11 protein-coding genes are annotated in these 15,335 nt (G+C 60.0%); all 11 read left to right on the forward strand.

Annotated features, from left to right (window positions below):
• Positions 1 to 39 precede the first annotated feature (39 nt).
• A complete protein-coding gene (alg8, locus tag PSH88_RS25490) occupies positions 40 to 1,521 on the forward strand; it encodes a mannuronan synthase (RefSeq protein WP_370694671.1) in 1,482 nt (493 codons plus the stop codon).
• Between the two features lie 35 nt (positions 1,522 to 1,556).
• Positions 1,557 to 2,726 (forward strand): alginate biosynthesis protein Alg44, encoded by a 1,170-nt coding sequence (locus PSH88_RS25495; protein ID WP_305423379.1) that lies wholly within the window; start codon positions 1,557 to 1,559, stop codon positions 2,724 to 2,726.
• Between the two features lie 9 nt (positions 2,727 to 2,735).
• Positions 2,736 to 4,247 (forward strand): alginate biosynthesis TPR repeat lipoprotein AlgK, encoded by a 1,512-nt coding sequence (gene algK / locus PSH88_RS25500; protein ID WP_305423381.1) that lies wholly within the window; start codon positions 2,736 to 2,738, stop codon positions 4,245 to 4,247.
• A complete protein-coding gene (locus tag PSH88_RS25505; protein WP_305423383.1) occupies positions 4,244 to 5,731 on the forward strand; it encodes an alginate export family protein in 1,488 nt (495 codons plus the stop codon). The genes algK and PSH88_RS25505 overlap by 4 nt, the downstream gene beginning before the upstream one ends.
• Before the next feature lie 26 nt (positions 5,732 to 5,757).
• A complete protein-coding gene (algG, locus tag PSH88_RS25510) occupies positions 5,758 to 7,347 on the forward strand; it encodes a mannuronan 5-epimerase AlgG (protein ID WP_305423384.1) in 1,590 nt (529 codons plus the stop codon).
• Between the two features lie 10 nt (positions 7,348 to 7,357).
• On the forward strand, positions 7,358 to 8,809 hold the full coding sequence (locus tag PSH88_RS25515) for an alginate O-acetyltransferase (RefSeq protein WP_305423386.1): 1,452 nt from the start codon (positions 7,358 to 7,360) through the stop codon (positions 8,807 to 8,809).
• An 11-nt stretch (positions 8,810 to 8,820) separates the two neighbouring features.
• The gene (locus tag PSH88_RS25520) at positions 8,821 to 9,954 is read left to right on the forward strand and encodes a mannuronate-specific alginate lyase (RefSeq protein ID WP_305423388.1); all 1,134 of its coding nucleotides are present in this window, start codon (positions 8,821 to 8,823) and stop codon (positions 9,952 to 9,954) included.
• Between the two features lie 226 nt (positions 9,955 to 10,180).
• The gene (locus PSH88_RS25525; protein WP_305423389.1) at positions 10,181 to 11,746 is read left to right on the forward strand and encodes an MBOAT family O-acyltransferase; all 1,566 of its coding nucleotides are present in this window, start codon (positions 10,181 to 10,183) and stop codon (positions 11,744 to 11,746) included.
• Positions 11,747 to 11,757: 11 nt separating this feature from the next.
• Complete coding sequence (locus PSH88_RS25530) at positions 11,758 to 12,933, forward strand: alginate O-acetyltransferase (protein WP_305423390.1); 1,176 nt, start codon at positions 11,758 to 11,760, stop codon at positions 12,931 to 12,933.
• A 14-nt stretch (positions 12,934 to 12,947) separates the two neighbouring features.
• Positions 12,948 to 13,601, forward strand: coding sequence for an alginate O-acetyltransferase AlgF (locus PSH88_RS25535; protein ID WP_305423391.1), 654 nt, complete (start codon positions 12,948 to 12,950; stop codon positions 13,599 to 13,601).
• 210 nt (positions 13,602 to 13,811) lie between these two features.
• Positions 13,812 to 15,263, forward strand: coding sequence for a mannose-1-phosphate guanylyltransferase/mannose-6-phosphate isomerase (locus tag PSH88_RS25540; RefSeq protein WP_305423393.1), 1,452 nt, complete (start codon positions 13,812 to 13,814; stop codon positions 15,261 to 15,263).
• Positions 15,264 to 15,335: the final 72 nt, after the last annotated feature.

A 15,335-nucleotide genomic window follows, 5' to 3' on the forward strand; every position in this document is an offset into this window, starting at 1 on the left:
ACCCCACAGGCTCGCCCGAGATCGAGACGGATGCAGATTATGCACAGGCTAAAGCACGGCCTACTTCAGGCCGCCGGTTGGCTGTTTTACCTAAGTTTACTGATGGGCATCGCCATGGCGCTGCCTGCGTCCACGTTCGACTCCGAGTCGAAGGACTTCATCTTTCTGATCGGTATCGTCGGTATCTGGCGCTACTCGATGGGTGCCACGCACTTTCTGCGCGGCATGCTGTTTCTGTACGTGGTCTACCCGCACCTGCGGCGCAAAGTGCGCAAGCTGGGCAAAGCGGCAGACCCGTCCCATGTATTTCTGATGGTCACCAGCTTCCGTATCGACGCGCTGACCACCGCTCAGGTCTACAGCTCGGTAATCCGCGAGGCCATCGACTGCGAACTGCCGACCACCGTGGTCTGCTCCATCGTCGAAATGTCCGATGAGCTGCTGGTCAAGAGCCTCTGGAAACGCATGAACCCACCACCACGGGTCAAGCTCGACTTCGTGCGCATTCCCGGCACCGGCAAACGCGATGGCCTTGCCTACGGTTTCCGCGCCATTTCACGCCACCTGCCGGACGATCGCGCCGTGGTTGCCGTGATCGATGGCGACACCGTATTGGCCGAAGGCGTTGTGCTCAAGACCGTGCCGTGGTTCCAGATGTTCGGCAATGTCGGCGGCCTGACCACCAACGAGTTCTGTGAAGTGCGCGGCGGCTACATCATGAGCGAATGGCACAAACTGCGATTCGCCCAGCGCCACATCAACATGTGCTCCATGGCCCTGTCCAAGCGCGTGTTGACCATGACCGGCCGGATGTCGGTATTCCGCGCCACCGTGGTCACCAATCCGGACTTCATCGCCGATGTGGAAAGCGACTCGCTGCAACATTGGCGCCTGGGTCGCTTCAAGTTCCTGACTGGCGATGACAAGTCGAGCTGGTTCAGCCTGATGCGCCTGGGCTACGACACCTTCTACGTGCCCGATGCGGCGATCAACACCGTGGAACACCCGCCGGAGAAGAGCTTCATCAAGGCCAGCCGCAAACTGATGTTCCGCTGGTATGGCAACAACCTGCGACAGAACTCCCGCGCCCTGGGCCTGGGGATGAAACGCCTCGGCCTGTTCACCTCCGTGGTGCTGTTCGATCAGCGCGTGTCGATGTGGACGTCCTTGCTGGGCCTGACCGTGGCAATCCTCGCCACCTTCAAGTACGGCAGCGCGTTCATCCTGGTTTACCTGCTGTGGATCGGCATCACCCGCCTGATCCTTACCGTGCTGCTGTCCTGTTCCGGTCACCGGATCGGCCCGGCCTACCCGGCGATTCTCTATTACAACCAGATCGTCGGCGCGCTGGTGAAGATCTACGTGTTCTTCCGCCTCGATCAACAGTCCTGGACTCGCCAGCCCACTTCTCTGACCCGTGATCTCGCCAGCTTTCAACGTTGGTTCAACACTTGGTCGTCTCGGACCATGACCTTCTCCGCCGGCAGCATTTTTGTCGCCGTGCTGCTGCTGATGGTCTGACCGAACTCGCCTGAATTAACTAGGAAATCGCCCATATGAATACCGCCGTCAACTCCAACGTAGTGCACGAATCCGAAGCCCAGCGCCAACACGCTCGTGTGAAAATCCCGGCCAAGCTGCGTTTCTTCGGTCCAGACCGGACTCCGGTTGAAGCCCGGGTCATCGACCTTTCCGCTGGCGGCCTGGCGTTCAACGCCGGTCAGCTGCCGCTGAAGGTCGGCGATGTGCACAAGGCCCGCCTGCAATTCGTGATCGATAACCTCGGCCTGGCCATGGACGTGGAATTGCAAATCCGCTCCGTCGATCGCCAGACCGGTCGCACCGGTTGCCAGTTCCAGAACCTGGAGCCCCGTGACATTTCCACCCTGCGCCACTTGATCACCTCGCACCTGGCTGGCGACATCGTCAGCGTGGGTGAAATGCTGGCGACCCTGCAGCGCGACAACTTCACCAAGGCGCGCAAGGTCAAGGATGGCGGCCACGGCATGACCCCGCTCGGGCGCCTGAAAGCGGTGACCTTCAGCGCCGGTATTTTCGTGGTCGGCCTGGTGGCATTCGGTTTCATTTTCAAATCGGTGTACGGCATGTACTTCGTCAGCCACGCCCAGGCCGGTCTGGTCAGCGTGCAAGGCATGAACATCACCATGCCCCGCGACGGCACCGTGCAGAGCCTGATCAAGGCTGACGGCGTTGCCGCCAAAGGCGCACCGCTGGCGACCTTCAGCACCAGCATGCTCGACGTACTCAAGGGCCATCTGGACGAAGACCAACTGAAACCGTCCAAGGTTGAAGAGCTGTTCGGCAAGCAAATGACCGGCACCCTGACTTCGCCGTGCGATTGCACCGTGTCTCAGCAACTGGTGGCTAACGGTCAGTACGCCAGCAAAGGCGACGTGATCTTCCAACTGGTGCCGCGCAACACCGAAGCCAACGTTGAAGCACGCTTCTCTTATCGCCAGTTCGACGATGTGCGTCCAGGCACCACCGTCAGCTTCCAGATCGCCGGTGAAGACCAAACCCGTACCGGCAAGATTGTCAGCAGCACCAGCCTGAAAAGTGCCGACCTGTCGTCCGACATCCGCGTGCAGATCAAACCTGACGAGCCACTGGACAGCGCTTTCGCCGGTCGCCCAGTGGAAGTGAACAGCACTCGTGGCCCGAACCTGAACTGGCTGATCAACAAAGCCATGGCCGCCGGTCTTTAAACAGAGGACATGCCCGTGACCCTATTCAGTCTCCTGAAAACACCGCGAACCCTGTGGGAGCGGGCTTGCCCGCGATCGGAACAACGCGGTCTTTCTGAAGTACCGAGTCGCCTGAATCGCGGGCAAGCCCGCTCCCACAGTGGTTATGTGGTGTGCTCACTCGCGCTGGCCGTGAGCCTGGCCGGCTGCGCCGGCCTGCCCGACCAGCGTCTGGCCAATGAAGCCCTCAAGCGCGGCGACACCACGCTGGCGGCGCAGAACTACCAGCAACTGGCAGACCTGGGTTACAGCGAAGCTCAGGTTGGCCTGGCCGATCTGCAAGTCGACAGCCGTGACCCGGCGCAAATCAAAAAGGCCGAGGCGACTTACCGCGCCGCGGCCAGCGTCTCGCCGCGGGCTCAGGCTCGCCTGGGTCGTCTGCTGGTGGCCAAACCCGGCGCCACCGAAGCCGAACATCACGAAGCCGAAGCGCTGTTGAAAAAAGCCTCGGCGAATGGCGAAGGCAACACCCTGATCCCGCTGGCAATGCTGTACCTGCAATACCCGCACAGTTTCCCGAACGTCAACGCGCAGCAGCAGATCAGCCAATGGCGCACCGAAGGCAAACCGGAAGCCGGTCTGGCGCAAGTGCTGCTCTATCGCACCCAGGGCACTTACGACCAACACCTGGATGACGTGGAAAAGATCTGCAAAGCGGCGTTGAACACCACCGACATCTGCTACGTCGAACTGGCCACGGTCTATCAGAAACGCGGCCAGCCAGAGCAACAGGCCGAACTGATCAAGCAGATGCAGGCCGCTCAAAGCCGTGGCGTCGTCTCTGCGCAACGTGTGGACAGCGTGGCCCGCGTGCTGGGCGACGCAAGCCTGGGCAAGACCGACGAGAAAACCGCTCAGTCGCTGCTCGAAGGCATCGCACCTGGCTATCCGGCGTCCTGGGTCAGCCTCGCGCAATTGCTCTACGACTTCCCTGAACTGGGCGACGTCGACACCCTGATGAAGTACCTGGACAACGGCCGCGCCGCTGATCAGCCGCGTGCCGAACTGTTGCTGGGCAAGCTCTACTTCGAAGGAAAAATGGTGCCCGCCGACGCCAAGGTCGCCGAAGAGCACTTCAAGAAAGCCGTCGGCCGTGAGGTCGCCGCCGATTACTACCTCGGTCAGATTTACCGTCGTGGTTACCTGGGCAAGGTCTATCCGCAGAAGGCTCTGGATCACCTGCTGACCGCTGCACGCAACGGCCAGAACAGCGCCGATTTCGCCATTGCCCAATTGTTCTCCCAAGGCAAGGGCACCCGGCCCGACCCGGTCAACGCTTATGTCTTCAGCCAATTGGCGAAGGCTCAAAACACCCCGCAAGCCAATGAGCTTGCGCAAACCATCGAAGCGCAACTGCCGCCTGACCGGCTGGCCGAGGCCCAACGCCTGCTGAAACAAGAGCAGGCCATTCGTAGCGCTGTGAGTTCGGACACGCTGGAACTGCACGCCCTGCAAGAAGAAGACGGCGAGGAATCCCTATGAAGCTCAATCCATTCGTGAAGGCCGGTATTGGCCTGACATTCGCCCTGCTGTGGTCGTGCCCGACCCTGGCAGCCCTGACCGAAGACAAGAACTTCGGCCTCGAAGTCAAAGTTACCGGCCAGTCCGAAGACGACCGTGACCTGGGCACTGCCAGCGGCGGCGACGTTTCCGGCGTCGGCCTCGACCTGCGTCCATGGGTATACGGCGAAAGCGGCGCATGGAGCGCCTACGCCATGGGCCAGGCCGTGACGTCCACCGACATCATCGAAACGGACACCCTGCAACAGTCCGACAGCGACGGTACCCAGACCACCGACAACGGTGATCGCAAAACCAAGAAGAACTACCTGGCGATGCGCGAGTTCTGGGTCGGCTACAGCGGCCTCACGCCCTACCCTGGCGAGATCCTCAAGCTCGGTCGCCAACGCCTGCGCAACGACGATGGCCAATGGCGCGACACCAACATCGAAGCCCTGAACTGGACTTTCGACACCACCCTGTTGCGCGCCAACGTCGGTATCGCCGAACGCTTCAGCGAATACCGCACCGACTTGAAAGAGCTGGCGCCCAAGGACAAGGATCGCCTGCACGTTTTCGGCGACGTTGCCGGCCAATGGTCGCCGGGTAACTGGGTCGGCATTCGCGGTCATCACACCCACGATGACGGCAAGCTCGACTATCCGGAGCCGGGTGTGGCCGGCGATTCGCTGGATAAAAAGCAGAACGGCGACATCAGCTGGCTCGGCCTTACCGCCGACAGCGATGCCTACAACTGGCGCAACACCAACACCGTCAATTACTGGGGCAGCATCACCGGCATGAGCGGCGACACCGACACGGTCAACCCGCTGAACGCCGATGGCACGCGTCCGACCGAAGCCAAACGTGGTGAAGACCTCAATGGCTGGGCCACCGATATCGGCCTGCGTTTGCGCCTTGATCCGCAGTGGCAAGTCGGTGCGGCGTATGCCCGTGCCAGCGCCGAGTACGAACAGACCGGCCTGGAAAGCAATCGCTCGAACTACACCGGTACACGCTCGCGGGTTCACCGTTTCGGCGAAGCCTTCCGTGGCGAAATGAACAACATGCAGACCGCTACCCTGTTCGGCTCGTGGATGCTCAACGACGAATACGACGCCAGCTTGATCTACCACAAGTTCTGGCGCGTCGACGGCAACAAGCCGGTGGGCAGCAATGGCATCAACGCCGTCGAAAACAACACCGACGACGTGACCGGCGCGATCCTCTCCAGCACCTCCCTGCCGCTGGAAGATGGCAACAAGGACCTCGGTCAGGAAATGGACCTGGTGGTCACCAAGTACTTCAAGCAAGGCCTGCTGCCAGCGTCGTTGAGTCAGTCGATCGATGAGCCGTCGGCACTGGTACGGTTCCGTGGCGGTGTGTTCAAGCCTGGCGATGCGTATGGCAAAGAAGTCGATTCGTACATGCACCGCGCGTTTGTCGACGTGGTCTGGCGCTTCTGATGCAAACCGCGAAGGGAGTGCCCGACATGAACAGTGCCAAGAAAGGCTCGATCAGCCTGCTGGCCGGCGCGCTGCTGCTCGCCAGCGCAGCCGCCTTCGCCACCGTCGAACCGGCCAAGCCTGTGCAACAGGGTAAATCGACGACCATGGCCAAAGGGCTGCAACAGGCCAAGACCTACACCGTCAGCAGCGCGCCAACCGCGCCGCTGGACCTGGCCAAGCCGAAACTGCCGGACACCTCTGGCTACACCAGCGACGCCATCGCCGCGAAAATCGTGCGCACCCAGCCCGGCAAAATCAGCGTGCGCCGGATGATGCAGGAAAACGCCCTGAAGGACTTCATCGGCGGCGACAACAAGATGGCCGAGTGGGTGGTGCGTCAGCACGGCATCCCGCAGGCGATCTTCATCGACGACGGCTACATGAACCTCAAGGATCTGACCAAGAAGCTGCCCAAGCAGTACTTCAGTGAAACTTCGCCGGGCGTGTTCCTGGCGAAGCTGCCGATCGTGGTCGGGCAAAAAGGCATCCTCGAAATCGACAAGCAGACCGAGGAGTTGCGCCTGTCCCAAGAGGCCGGTTCGTTCCTGGTCAACGACGGCCAGCTGTTTGTGCGTAACACCAAGATCACCGGTTGGAGCGAGAAGGCCAACGGCCCGGCGGCCTTCAAGTCGCCCAAGGAATTCCGTCCGTTCCTGCTGTCCTGGGGTGGCACCGAGACCTACATCGCCGACAGCAAGATCGCCAGTTTCGGTTACGCCAACAGTAAGTCCTATGGCGTGAGTATTTCCCAATACACGCCGAACATGGCCAAGGTGCTCAAGCGCCCTGAACCGTCCGGCTGGATCATCGGCTCCGAGTTCTCGGACATGTGGTACGGCTTCTACTGCTACGAAACCCGCGACTTCGTGGTCAAGAGCAACACCTACAAAGACAACATCGTCTACGGCATCGACCCCCATGACCGTTCCCACGGTCTGATCATCGCCGACAACACGGTGTACGGGACCAAGAAGAAGCACGGGATCATTATTTCCCGTGAGGTCAACGACAGCTTCATCTTCAACAACCGCAGCTACGACAACAAGCTGTCGGGCCTGGTGATCGACCGTAACAGCGTGAACAACCTGATCGCCTACAACGAGATCTACAAGAACCACACCGACGGCATCACCCTCTACGAGAGTGCCGACAACCTGTTGTGGGGCAACAAGGTGATCAGCAACCGACGCCACGGCATTCGTATTCGTAACAGCGTGAACATTCGCCTGTATGAAAACGTCTCGATGGCCAACGGCCTGACCGGTGTCTACGGGCACATCAAAGACCTGACCGACACCGACCGGGACATCAAGCTCGATCCGTTCGACGCTCAGGTGTCGCTGATCGTGGTCGGTGGTGAACTGGCCGCCAATGGCAGCGGACCACTGTCGATCGACTCGCCGTTGAGCGTGGAGTTGTATCGCGTATCGATGCTCGCACCAACCAAATCCAGCGGCATCAGCTTCTCGGGGATTCTCGGCGAGCGCCAGGATGAAATTCTCGACCTGCTGGTGCGCCAGCAGAAAGCCGTGCTGATCGACCCTGTCGAACGCCAGACCGAAATGCGGGACTGAGGATAATTTTATGCACTCACACTTGATCAAATTACTCAGCCTGTCGGCCCTGACCGCGGGCATTCTCGCGGCCAGTGGTGGCGTACGTGCCGAAGACGCCAAAGCACCCAGCTTCAAGGCCGAGGATTGCTGCAGCCTGTGCCCCGCCGCCCATGACCCGAAGAACTACACCACCCGCTATCAGCAGAACTTCACCACGCTCGTGCAGGCGCAGGGCGATTGGCTATTCCGTACGCAAGAAGACTTGCGCACCGAGTTCGACACCACGCCCGCTGGCTACAAACGCATGAAACAACTGCACGATGCGTTCAAGAGCAAAGGCGTGGAACTGGTCATCGTTTACCAGCCGACCCGTGGCCTGGTGAACCGCAACAAGCTGAACCCGGCCGAGAAGGCGAGCTACGACTTCGACAAGGCGCTGAAGAACTACAAAACCATGCTCGGGCGTTTCGCGCAGATGGGTTACGTGGTCCCGGACCTGTCGCCGCTGACCAACGAATCGTTGCCCGAGACCCTGCCAGCCCACGACTTCTACTTCCGCGGCGACCAACACTGGACGCCGTATGGCGCCCAGCGCACAGCGAAAATTGTCGCCGAGAAGGTCAAGCAATTGCCGGCCTTCGCCGACGTTCCCAAGCGTGAATTCGAGACCCATAAGTCGGGTCGCATGGGCAAGACCGGAACGTTACACAACATGGCTGGTCAACTCTGTGGCACCAGCTACGCGATCCAGTACATGGATCAGTTCACCACCGAGCCAAAGGGCGAAGCGGGCGATGGCGATCTGTTCAGTGATTCCGGCAATCCGGAAATCACCCTGGTCGGCACCAGCCACAGTGGCAAGAACTACAACTTCGCCGGTTTCCTCGAAGAGGCCATCGGCGCCGACATCCTCAACGTGGCATTCCCCGGTGGTGGCTTCGAAGGTTCGATGCTGCAGTACCTGGGCAGCGAAGAGTTCCAGACCAAACCACCGAAAATCCTCATCTGGGAATTCTCGCCGCTTTATCGCCTCGATCAGGAAACCATCTACCGCCAAATGATGGCGCTGCTGGACAACGGTTGCGAAGGTAAAGATGCACAGATGAGCGCCAGCGCCACGCTGAAACCGGGCAAAAACGAATTGATGGTCAACAGCAAGAACCTGGACCTGCGCAACAGCAGCCACCAGGTCGACATCCGCTTCGCCGACACCTCGGTGAAAACCTTGCAAGCCACCCTCTGGTACATGAATGGGCGCCACGAGGACATCAAGATCGAAAAACCGGAAACCTCCGATACCGACGGGCGTTTCGCCTTCGAGTTGCGCACGGACGAAGACTGGGCCTCGCAGAATCTGCTGGCCGTCGAAGTCCAGGGGCCTGAAAAAGCAGGTGCCGCGCCTCAGAAAGTCGAAGCGAAAATCTGCAAACGCAACGTGTTCTCCGGCGCCGGGCAGCGTACCGCTCAAGCCGGGCAATGAGGCTACCTCTTATGAACTGCATGCAAACCCGAACGCTGAAAAAGTTACTCGCGCCCTCCCTGCTGACGCTGGCGATGTTCGCCGGCGCCACCCAGGCCGCCGCGCCACTTCGCCCGCCCCAGGGTTACTTCGCGCCCATTGAAAAAGTCAAAACCGGTGGCAAGAGTGAAGGCTGCGACGCGATGCCGACGCCCTACACCGGCGCCCTGCAGTTTCGCAGCAAATACGAAGGCTCCGACAAGGCCCGTTCGACCCTGAACGAGGCATCGGAAAAAGCCTTCCGCGAGACCACCGCCGACATCACCAAGATTGAGCGCGCGACCAGCAAGCAGGTGATGCAGTTCATGCGTGACGGTCGTCCGGAACAACTGGAATGCACCCTCAACTGGTTGACTGCCTGGGCCAAGGCTGACGCGTTGATGTCCAAGGACTTCAACCACACCGGCAAGTCCATGCGCAAATGGGCCTTGGGCAGCATGGCTTCGTCCTATGTACGCCTGAAGTTCTCTGACTCGCATCCGCTGGCGACCCACCAGCAAGAAGCGCAAGTGATTGAAGCCTGGTTCAGCAAAATGGCTGATCAGGTGGTCAGCGATTGGGACAACCTTCCGCTCGAGCAAACCAACAACCACTCGTACTGGGCCGCCTGGTCGGTGATGGCCACGTCGGTCGCCACCAACCGCCGCGACCTGTTCGATTGGGCCGTCAAGGAATACAAGGTCGGCGTCAATCAGGTCGACGCCCAAGGCTTCCTGCCCAACGAGCTCAAGCGCCAGCAACGCGCCCTCGCCTATCACAACTATGCCCTGCCGCCACTGGCGATGATCGCCAGTTTCGCCCAGGTCAACGGTGTCGATTTGCGCCAGGAAAACAACGGTGCCTTGAAACGCTTGGGTGATCGCGTGCTTGCAGGCGTGGAAGACCCGGATGAATTCGAGGAGAAGAACGGTAAAGAACAGGACATGACCGACCTCAAGGTCGATTCGAAATTCGCCTGGCTCGAACCGTTCTGCTCGCTCTACACCTGCACGCCAGACGTGCTGGCGCAGAAACACAAAATGCAGCCGTTCAAGACCTTCCGCCTCGGCGGGGATTTGACCAAGGTCTACGACCCGGCCAGCGAGAAAGGCAACAAGGGGAGCTGACAAAAATCCCCCTGTGGAGTTCGGTTAAATGTGGGAGCTGGCTTGCCTGCGATAGCGGTTTATCAGTCGACATCAATGCTGAATGTCAGACCGTAATCGCAGGCAAGCCAGCTCCCACAGGGACCCGGTTCCAATAGCGAAAAAGTAATACAACCCACCTGATTTTTCATGGGGGGTTTGGGGGGGCCTTGGCCCTTGACTGTTGGTTAAACATGGAGAGATCGGGATGGTATTTTCATCCAACGTGTTCCTGTTTCTGTTCTTGCCGATCTTTCTCGGCATGTACTACTTGAGCGGAATACGCTATCGCAACTTGCTGCTGCTGATCGCCAGCTACGTGTTCTACGCCTGGTGGCGTGTGGACTTCCTTGCGCTGTTCGCAGCCGTCACGCTGTGGAACTACTGGATCGGCCTGAAAGTCGGTGCGGCAGGCGTTCGGACCAAACCGGCCCAGCGCTGGCTGCTCCTGGGCGTCGGGGTGGATCTGTGCATCCTCGGCTACTTCAAGTACGCCAACTTCGGTGTGGACAGTATCAACGCGATGATGACCTCGGTCGGTCTGTCGCCGTTCATCCTGACCCACGTGCTGTTGCCGATCGGGATCTCGTTCTACATCTTCGAGTCCATCAGCTACATCATCGACGTCTACCGTGGTGATACCCCGGCGACCCGCAACCTGATCGACTTTGCCGCATTCGTGGCGATCTTCCCGCACTTGATCGCGGGCCCCGTGTTGCGTTTCCGTGACCTGGCCGACCAGTTCAACAACCGCACCCACACCCTCGACAAGTTCTCCGAAGGTGCCACGCGGTTCATGCAGGGCTTCATCAAGAAGGTCTTCATCGCCGACACCCTGGCGGTCGTGGCCGACCATTGCTTCGCCTTGCAGAACCCGACCACGGGCGACGCCTGGCTCGGCGCCCTGGCCTACACCGCGCAGCTGTACTTCGACTTCTCCGGCTACAGCGACATGGCGATTGGTCTGGGCTTGATGATGGGTTTCCGCTTCATGGAAAACTTCAAACAGCCGTACATCAGCCAGTCGATCACCGAGTTCTGGCGTCGCTGGCACATCAGCCTGTCGACCTGGTTGCGTGACTATCTGTACATCACCCTCGGCGGTAACCGTAAAGGCACGCTGATGACTTATCGCAACCTGTTCCTGACCATGCTGCTCGGTGGTCTGTGGCACGGCGCGAACATCACCTACATCATCTGGGGTGCCTGGCACGGCATGTGGCTGGCGATCGAAAAGGCCCTCGGCCTGAATACCTCGCCGCGCAGCATCAACCCGATCCGTTGGGCGCTGACCTTCCTGCTTGTGGTCATGGGCTGGGTGATCTTCCGCGCAGAAAACCTGCACGTCGCCGGTCGCATGTATGGCGCGATGTTCAGCTTCGGCGAATGGTCGCTGTCGGAACTCAACCAGGCCAGCCTCACCGGTCTGCAAGTGGCAACCCTGGTGGTGGCTTACGCAACCCTGGCGTTCTTCGGCATCCGTGATTTCTACACCAACCGGCCACCGGTCAAGACCAAGCCTGCTGCCAACGTCGAGGCCGATGGCCCTGCCGCGGCTACTCCTGGAATGATCAAAGCCGTACCGGGTGACAACCCGGCCAGCATCCACGAACCGGGTTACACCGTCGGCGTTGACGCGACTGTGCAACCGGCCTACTGGACCGCTGACTGGTCCCGTTACGTGATGCGCGCCCTGGTACTGCTGCTGTTCATTGCCTCGATTCTCAAACTCTCGGCGCAAAGCTTCTCGCCGTTCCTTTACTTCCAGTTCTGAGGGATCTGACTATGACCCGCTCATTACGCATCTTCTACATCGCCCTGTTCCTGGTGACCTTGCTGGTCCTGGGCGTGTGGTCGGTACGCAGCTTCTTCGGCTTCAGTACCAACGCCGATGCGACCGTGCTCAACGGTCGCTGGAGCAAAGCCGTCGAGACGCACTACGACGACGAGTTCCCGATCAAGCGCCTGGGCACCAATCTTTGGGCCGCGCTGGATTTCAAACTGTTCAATGAAGGTCGTCCGGGCGTGGTGCTCGGTCGCGATCAGTGGCTCTATAGCGATGAAGAGTTCCACCCGATCGTCAACGAAGAGTTGAACCTGCAAGGCAACTACGCGCTGGTCGAAGGCGTGCGCCAGGAACTGAAAAAGCAAGGCGTGCAACTGGTGATGGCGATTGTTCCGGCCAAGACGCGTCTGTACCCGGAACACCTGGGTGAAGCGAAGCCGGCGAGTATCCACGCCAACCTGTACAAGGACTTCCACGCTCGTGTGGCGGCCGACAAGATCCTCGCCCCTGACCTGCTCGGCCCGCTGCAAAAGGCCAAGCAAGACGGTCAGCAAGTGTTCCTGCGTACCGACACCCACTGGACCCCGGAAGGCGCGCAAGTCGCTGCCCAGGCCCTGGCCAAAACCATTGCCGACAAGGCACCGCTCAGCGGCGAACCGCAAAACTTCGTCACCGAACCGGCGGAGAAGGTGACGCACAAGGGCGACCTGCGGTTGTTCCTGCCGCTGGACCCGCTGTTCGAAAACCTGATGCCGGCGCCAGAGCCTTTGCAGAAGCGCAACACCGTGACGGCCCAGGACCAGCCTGCCGGCGATGACGCGTTGTTCGCCAACACTGAAGTGCCGGTGGCCCTGATCGGCACCAGCTACAGCGCCAATCCGAACTGGAACTTCATCGGCGCGCTGAAAGAAGCGCTGCACAGCGACGTGGTCAGTTACGCCGAAGACGGCCATGGCCCGATTCTGCCGATGCTCAGCTACCTCAAAAGCGATGCTTTCAAGAACAGCCCGCCACAAGTGCTGATCTGGGAGTTCCCTGAACGATATCTGCCCGTGAACAACGAAATCGGCGACGCCGACCCGCAGTGGGTCGCAGAGCTTAAACAAGCCGGCGCACGCCAACAAAACGTAGCTGCAAACACTAAATCCGAGACGCCCGACCGGGCGCAAAACTGAAAGAGAGGTACACCATGACTTTCACTACTACTCCTCGCCGTCTCGCCAAGACCTTTGCTCTCGTCGCCGGCATGAGCGTGCTGTCGATGCAAGCCTTCGCCGGTGACGGCGCACTCTACGGCCCGACCGCACCCAAAGGCTCCAGTTTCGTGCGGGTCTACAACGCCGCTAACGCTGAAGTCAGCGCCACTGTTGGCACCACCAACCTGAGCGAAGTCGCGCCGCTGTCCAGCACCGACTTCAGCTTCATGCCGGGCGGCGATTACAGCGCCAAGGTCGGCAGCCAGACCCTGCCGGTGAAACTGGCCGGCGACCACTATTACACCCTGGTCAACAACGCCAGCGGCGCACCGCAACTGATCGAAGAGCCGCCGTTCAAGAACAAGCAGAAATCCCTGGTGCGCGTGCAGAATCTGAGCGATAAGGCCCTGACCCTGAAAACCGCCGACGGCAAGACCGAAGTCGTCCCGTCCGTAGCTGCCAAAGGCCGTGGCGAGCGTGAGATCAACCCGGTGAAAGTCAGCCTGGCGCTGTATGACGGCGCCACCAAAGTCGGCGACGTGAAGCCGGTTGCCCTGGAACGAGGCGAAGCCGCGGTGCTGTACGTCACCGGCAGCGGCAGCAGCCTGTCGCCAGTGTGGGTGAAACGCCCGGTTTCGACGCGCTAACACATTTGTCGGATTGACCCATATCCCTGTGGGAGCCGGGATTGCCCGCGATGCAGACAACTCGGTGCAACAGATACTCCGAGGTGATGCCATCGCAGGCAAGCCAGCTCCCACAGAGGACCGAGGCGTCAATTCGGACACGGAACAAGAACAAGAGTGAAACGACAGAACGCAGTAGCTCTGACCCAATCGATTTAAAGGAGTAACAACATGATTCCGGTGATCTTGTCAGGTGGTAGCGGCTCACGTCTTTGGCCGCTTTCGCGTAAGCAATTCCCCAAGCAATTCCTCGCCCTGACCGGCGAACAAACGCTGTTCCAGCAAACCCTCGAACGCCTGGTGTTCGAAGGCATGGACACCCCGATCGTGGTGTGTAACAAGGAACACCGTTTCATCGTCAACGAACAGTTGAGCGCCCGCAACCTGGACGTGCAGCGCGTGCTGATGGAACCCTTCGGCCGCAACACCTCGCCAGCAGTGGCCCTGACCGCAATGATGCTGGTCAATGAAGGTCGCGACGAGTTGATGCTGGTGCTGCCGGCCGACCACGTGCTGGAAGACCAGAAAGCCCTGCAACGCGCCCTGGCCCTGGCCACCGTAGCGGCCGAGCGTGGCGAAATGGTGCTGTTCGGCGTGCCGGCGACCAAACCGGAAACCGGTTACGGCTACATCAAGTCCACCAACGATGCCCTGCTGCCGGAAGGCGTCAGCCGTGTCTCGCACTTCGTCGAAAAACCCGACGTGAAACGCGCCACCGAGTTCGTCCAGTCCGGTGGTTACTTCTGGAACAGCGGCATGTTCCTGTTCCGTGCCAGCCGCTTCCTCGAAGAACTGAAAAAACACGATCCGGACATCTACGACACTTGCGTGCTGACCCTGGAACGTAGCGCACAGGATGCCGACACCGTCGACATCGACCCCGCCACCTTCGCCTGCTGCCCGGACAACTCCATCGACTACTCGGTGATGGAAAAAACCCAGCGTGCCTGCGTGGTGCCGCTGACCGCAGGCTGGAGCGATGTCGGTTGCTGGTCGTCGCTGTGGGAAGTCAATAAAAAAGATGCCAACGGTAACGTCACCAAAGGCGACGTGGTCATCCAGGACAGCAAGAACTGCATGATCCATGGCAACGGCAAACTGGTGTCGGTGATCGGCCTGGAAAACATCGTGGTCGTCGAAACCAAGGACGCCATGATGATCGTCCACAAGGACAAGGTCCAAGGCGTCAAACAGATGGTCAACACCCTCAATGAGCAGGGTCGCAGCGAAACCCAGAACCACTGCGAAGTCTATCGCCCGTGGGGCTCCTACGACTCGGTGGACATGGGCGGCCGCTTCCAGGTCAAGCGCATCTCGGTCAAGCCAGGTGCGTGCCTGTCGCTGCAGATGCACCACCACCGCGCCGAACACTGGATCGTGGTCAGCGGCACCGCCGAAGTGACCTGTGACGAAAACGTGTTCCTGCTCACTGAAAACCAGTCGACCTACATCCCGATCGCCTCGGTCCACCGCTTGCGCAATCCGGGCAAGATCTCGCTGGAAATCATCGAAGTGCAATCGGGCAGCTACTTGGGTGAAGACGATATCGAGCGTTTTGAAGATATCTACGGTCGCTCCACCCCGATCGAGCGCGGCGTGTCGGTGAAAACCATCGCGCAGTAACGAGCAGCAAAACAAGCCCCCGTCCAGCCCGCTGCGTCTCCTATCCGCAGTGGGTTGGGCGGGGGCTTCTTA

The organism is Pseudomonas wuhanensis (genome assembly GCF_030687395.1).
Lineage (GTDB): Bacteria > Pseudomonadota > Gammaproteobacteria > Pseudomonadales > Pseudomonadaceae > Aquipseudomonas > Aquipseudomonas wuhanensis.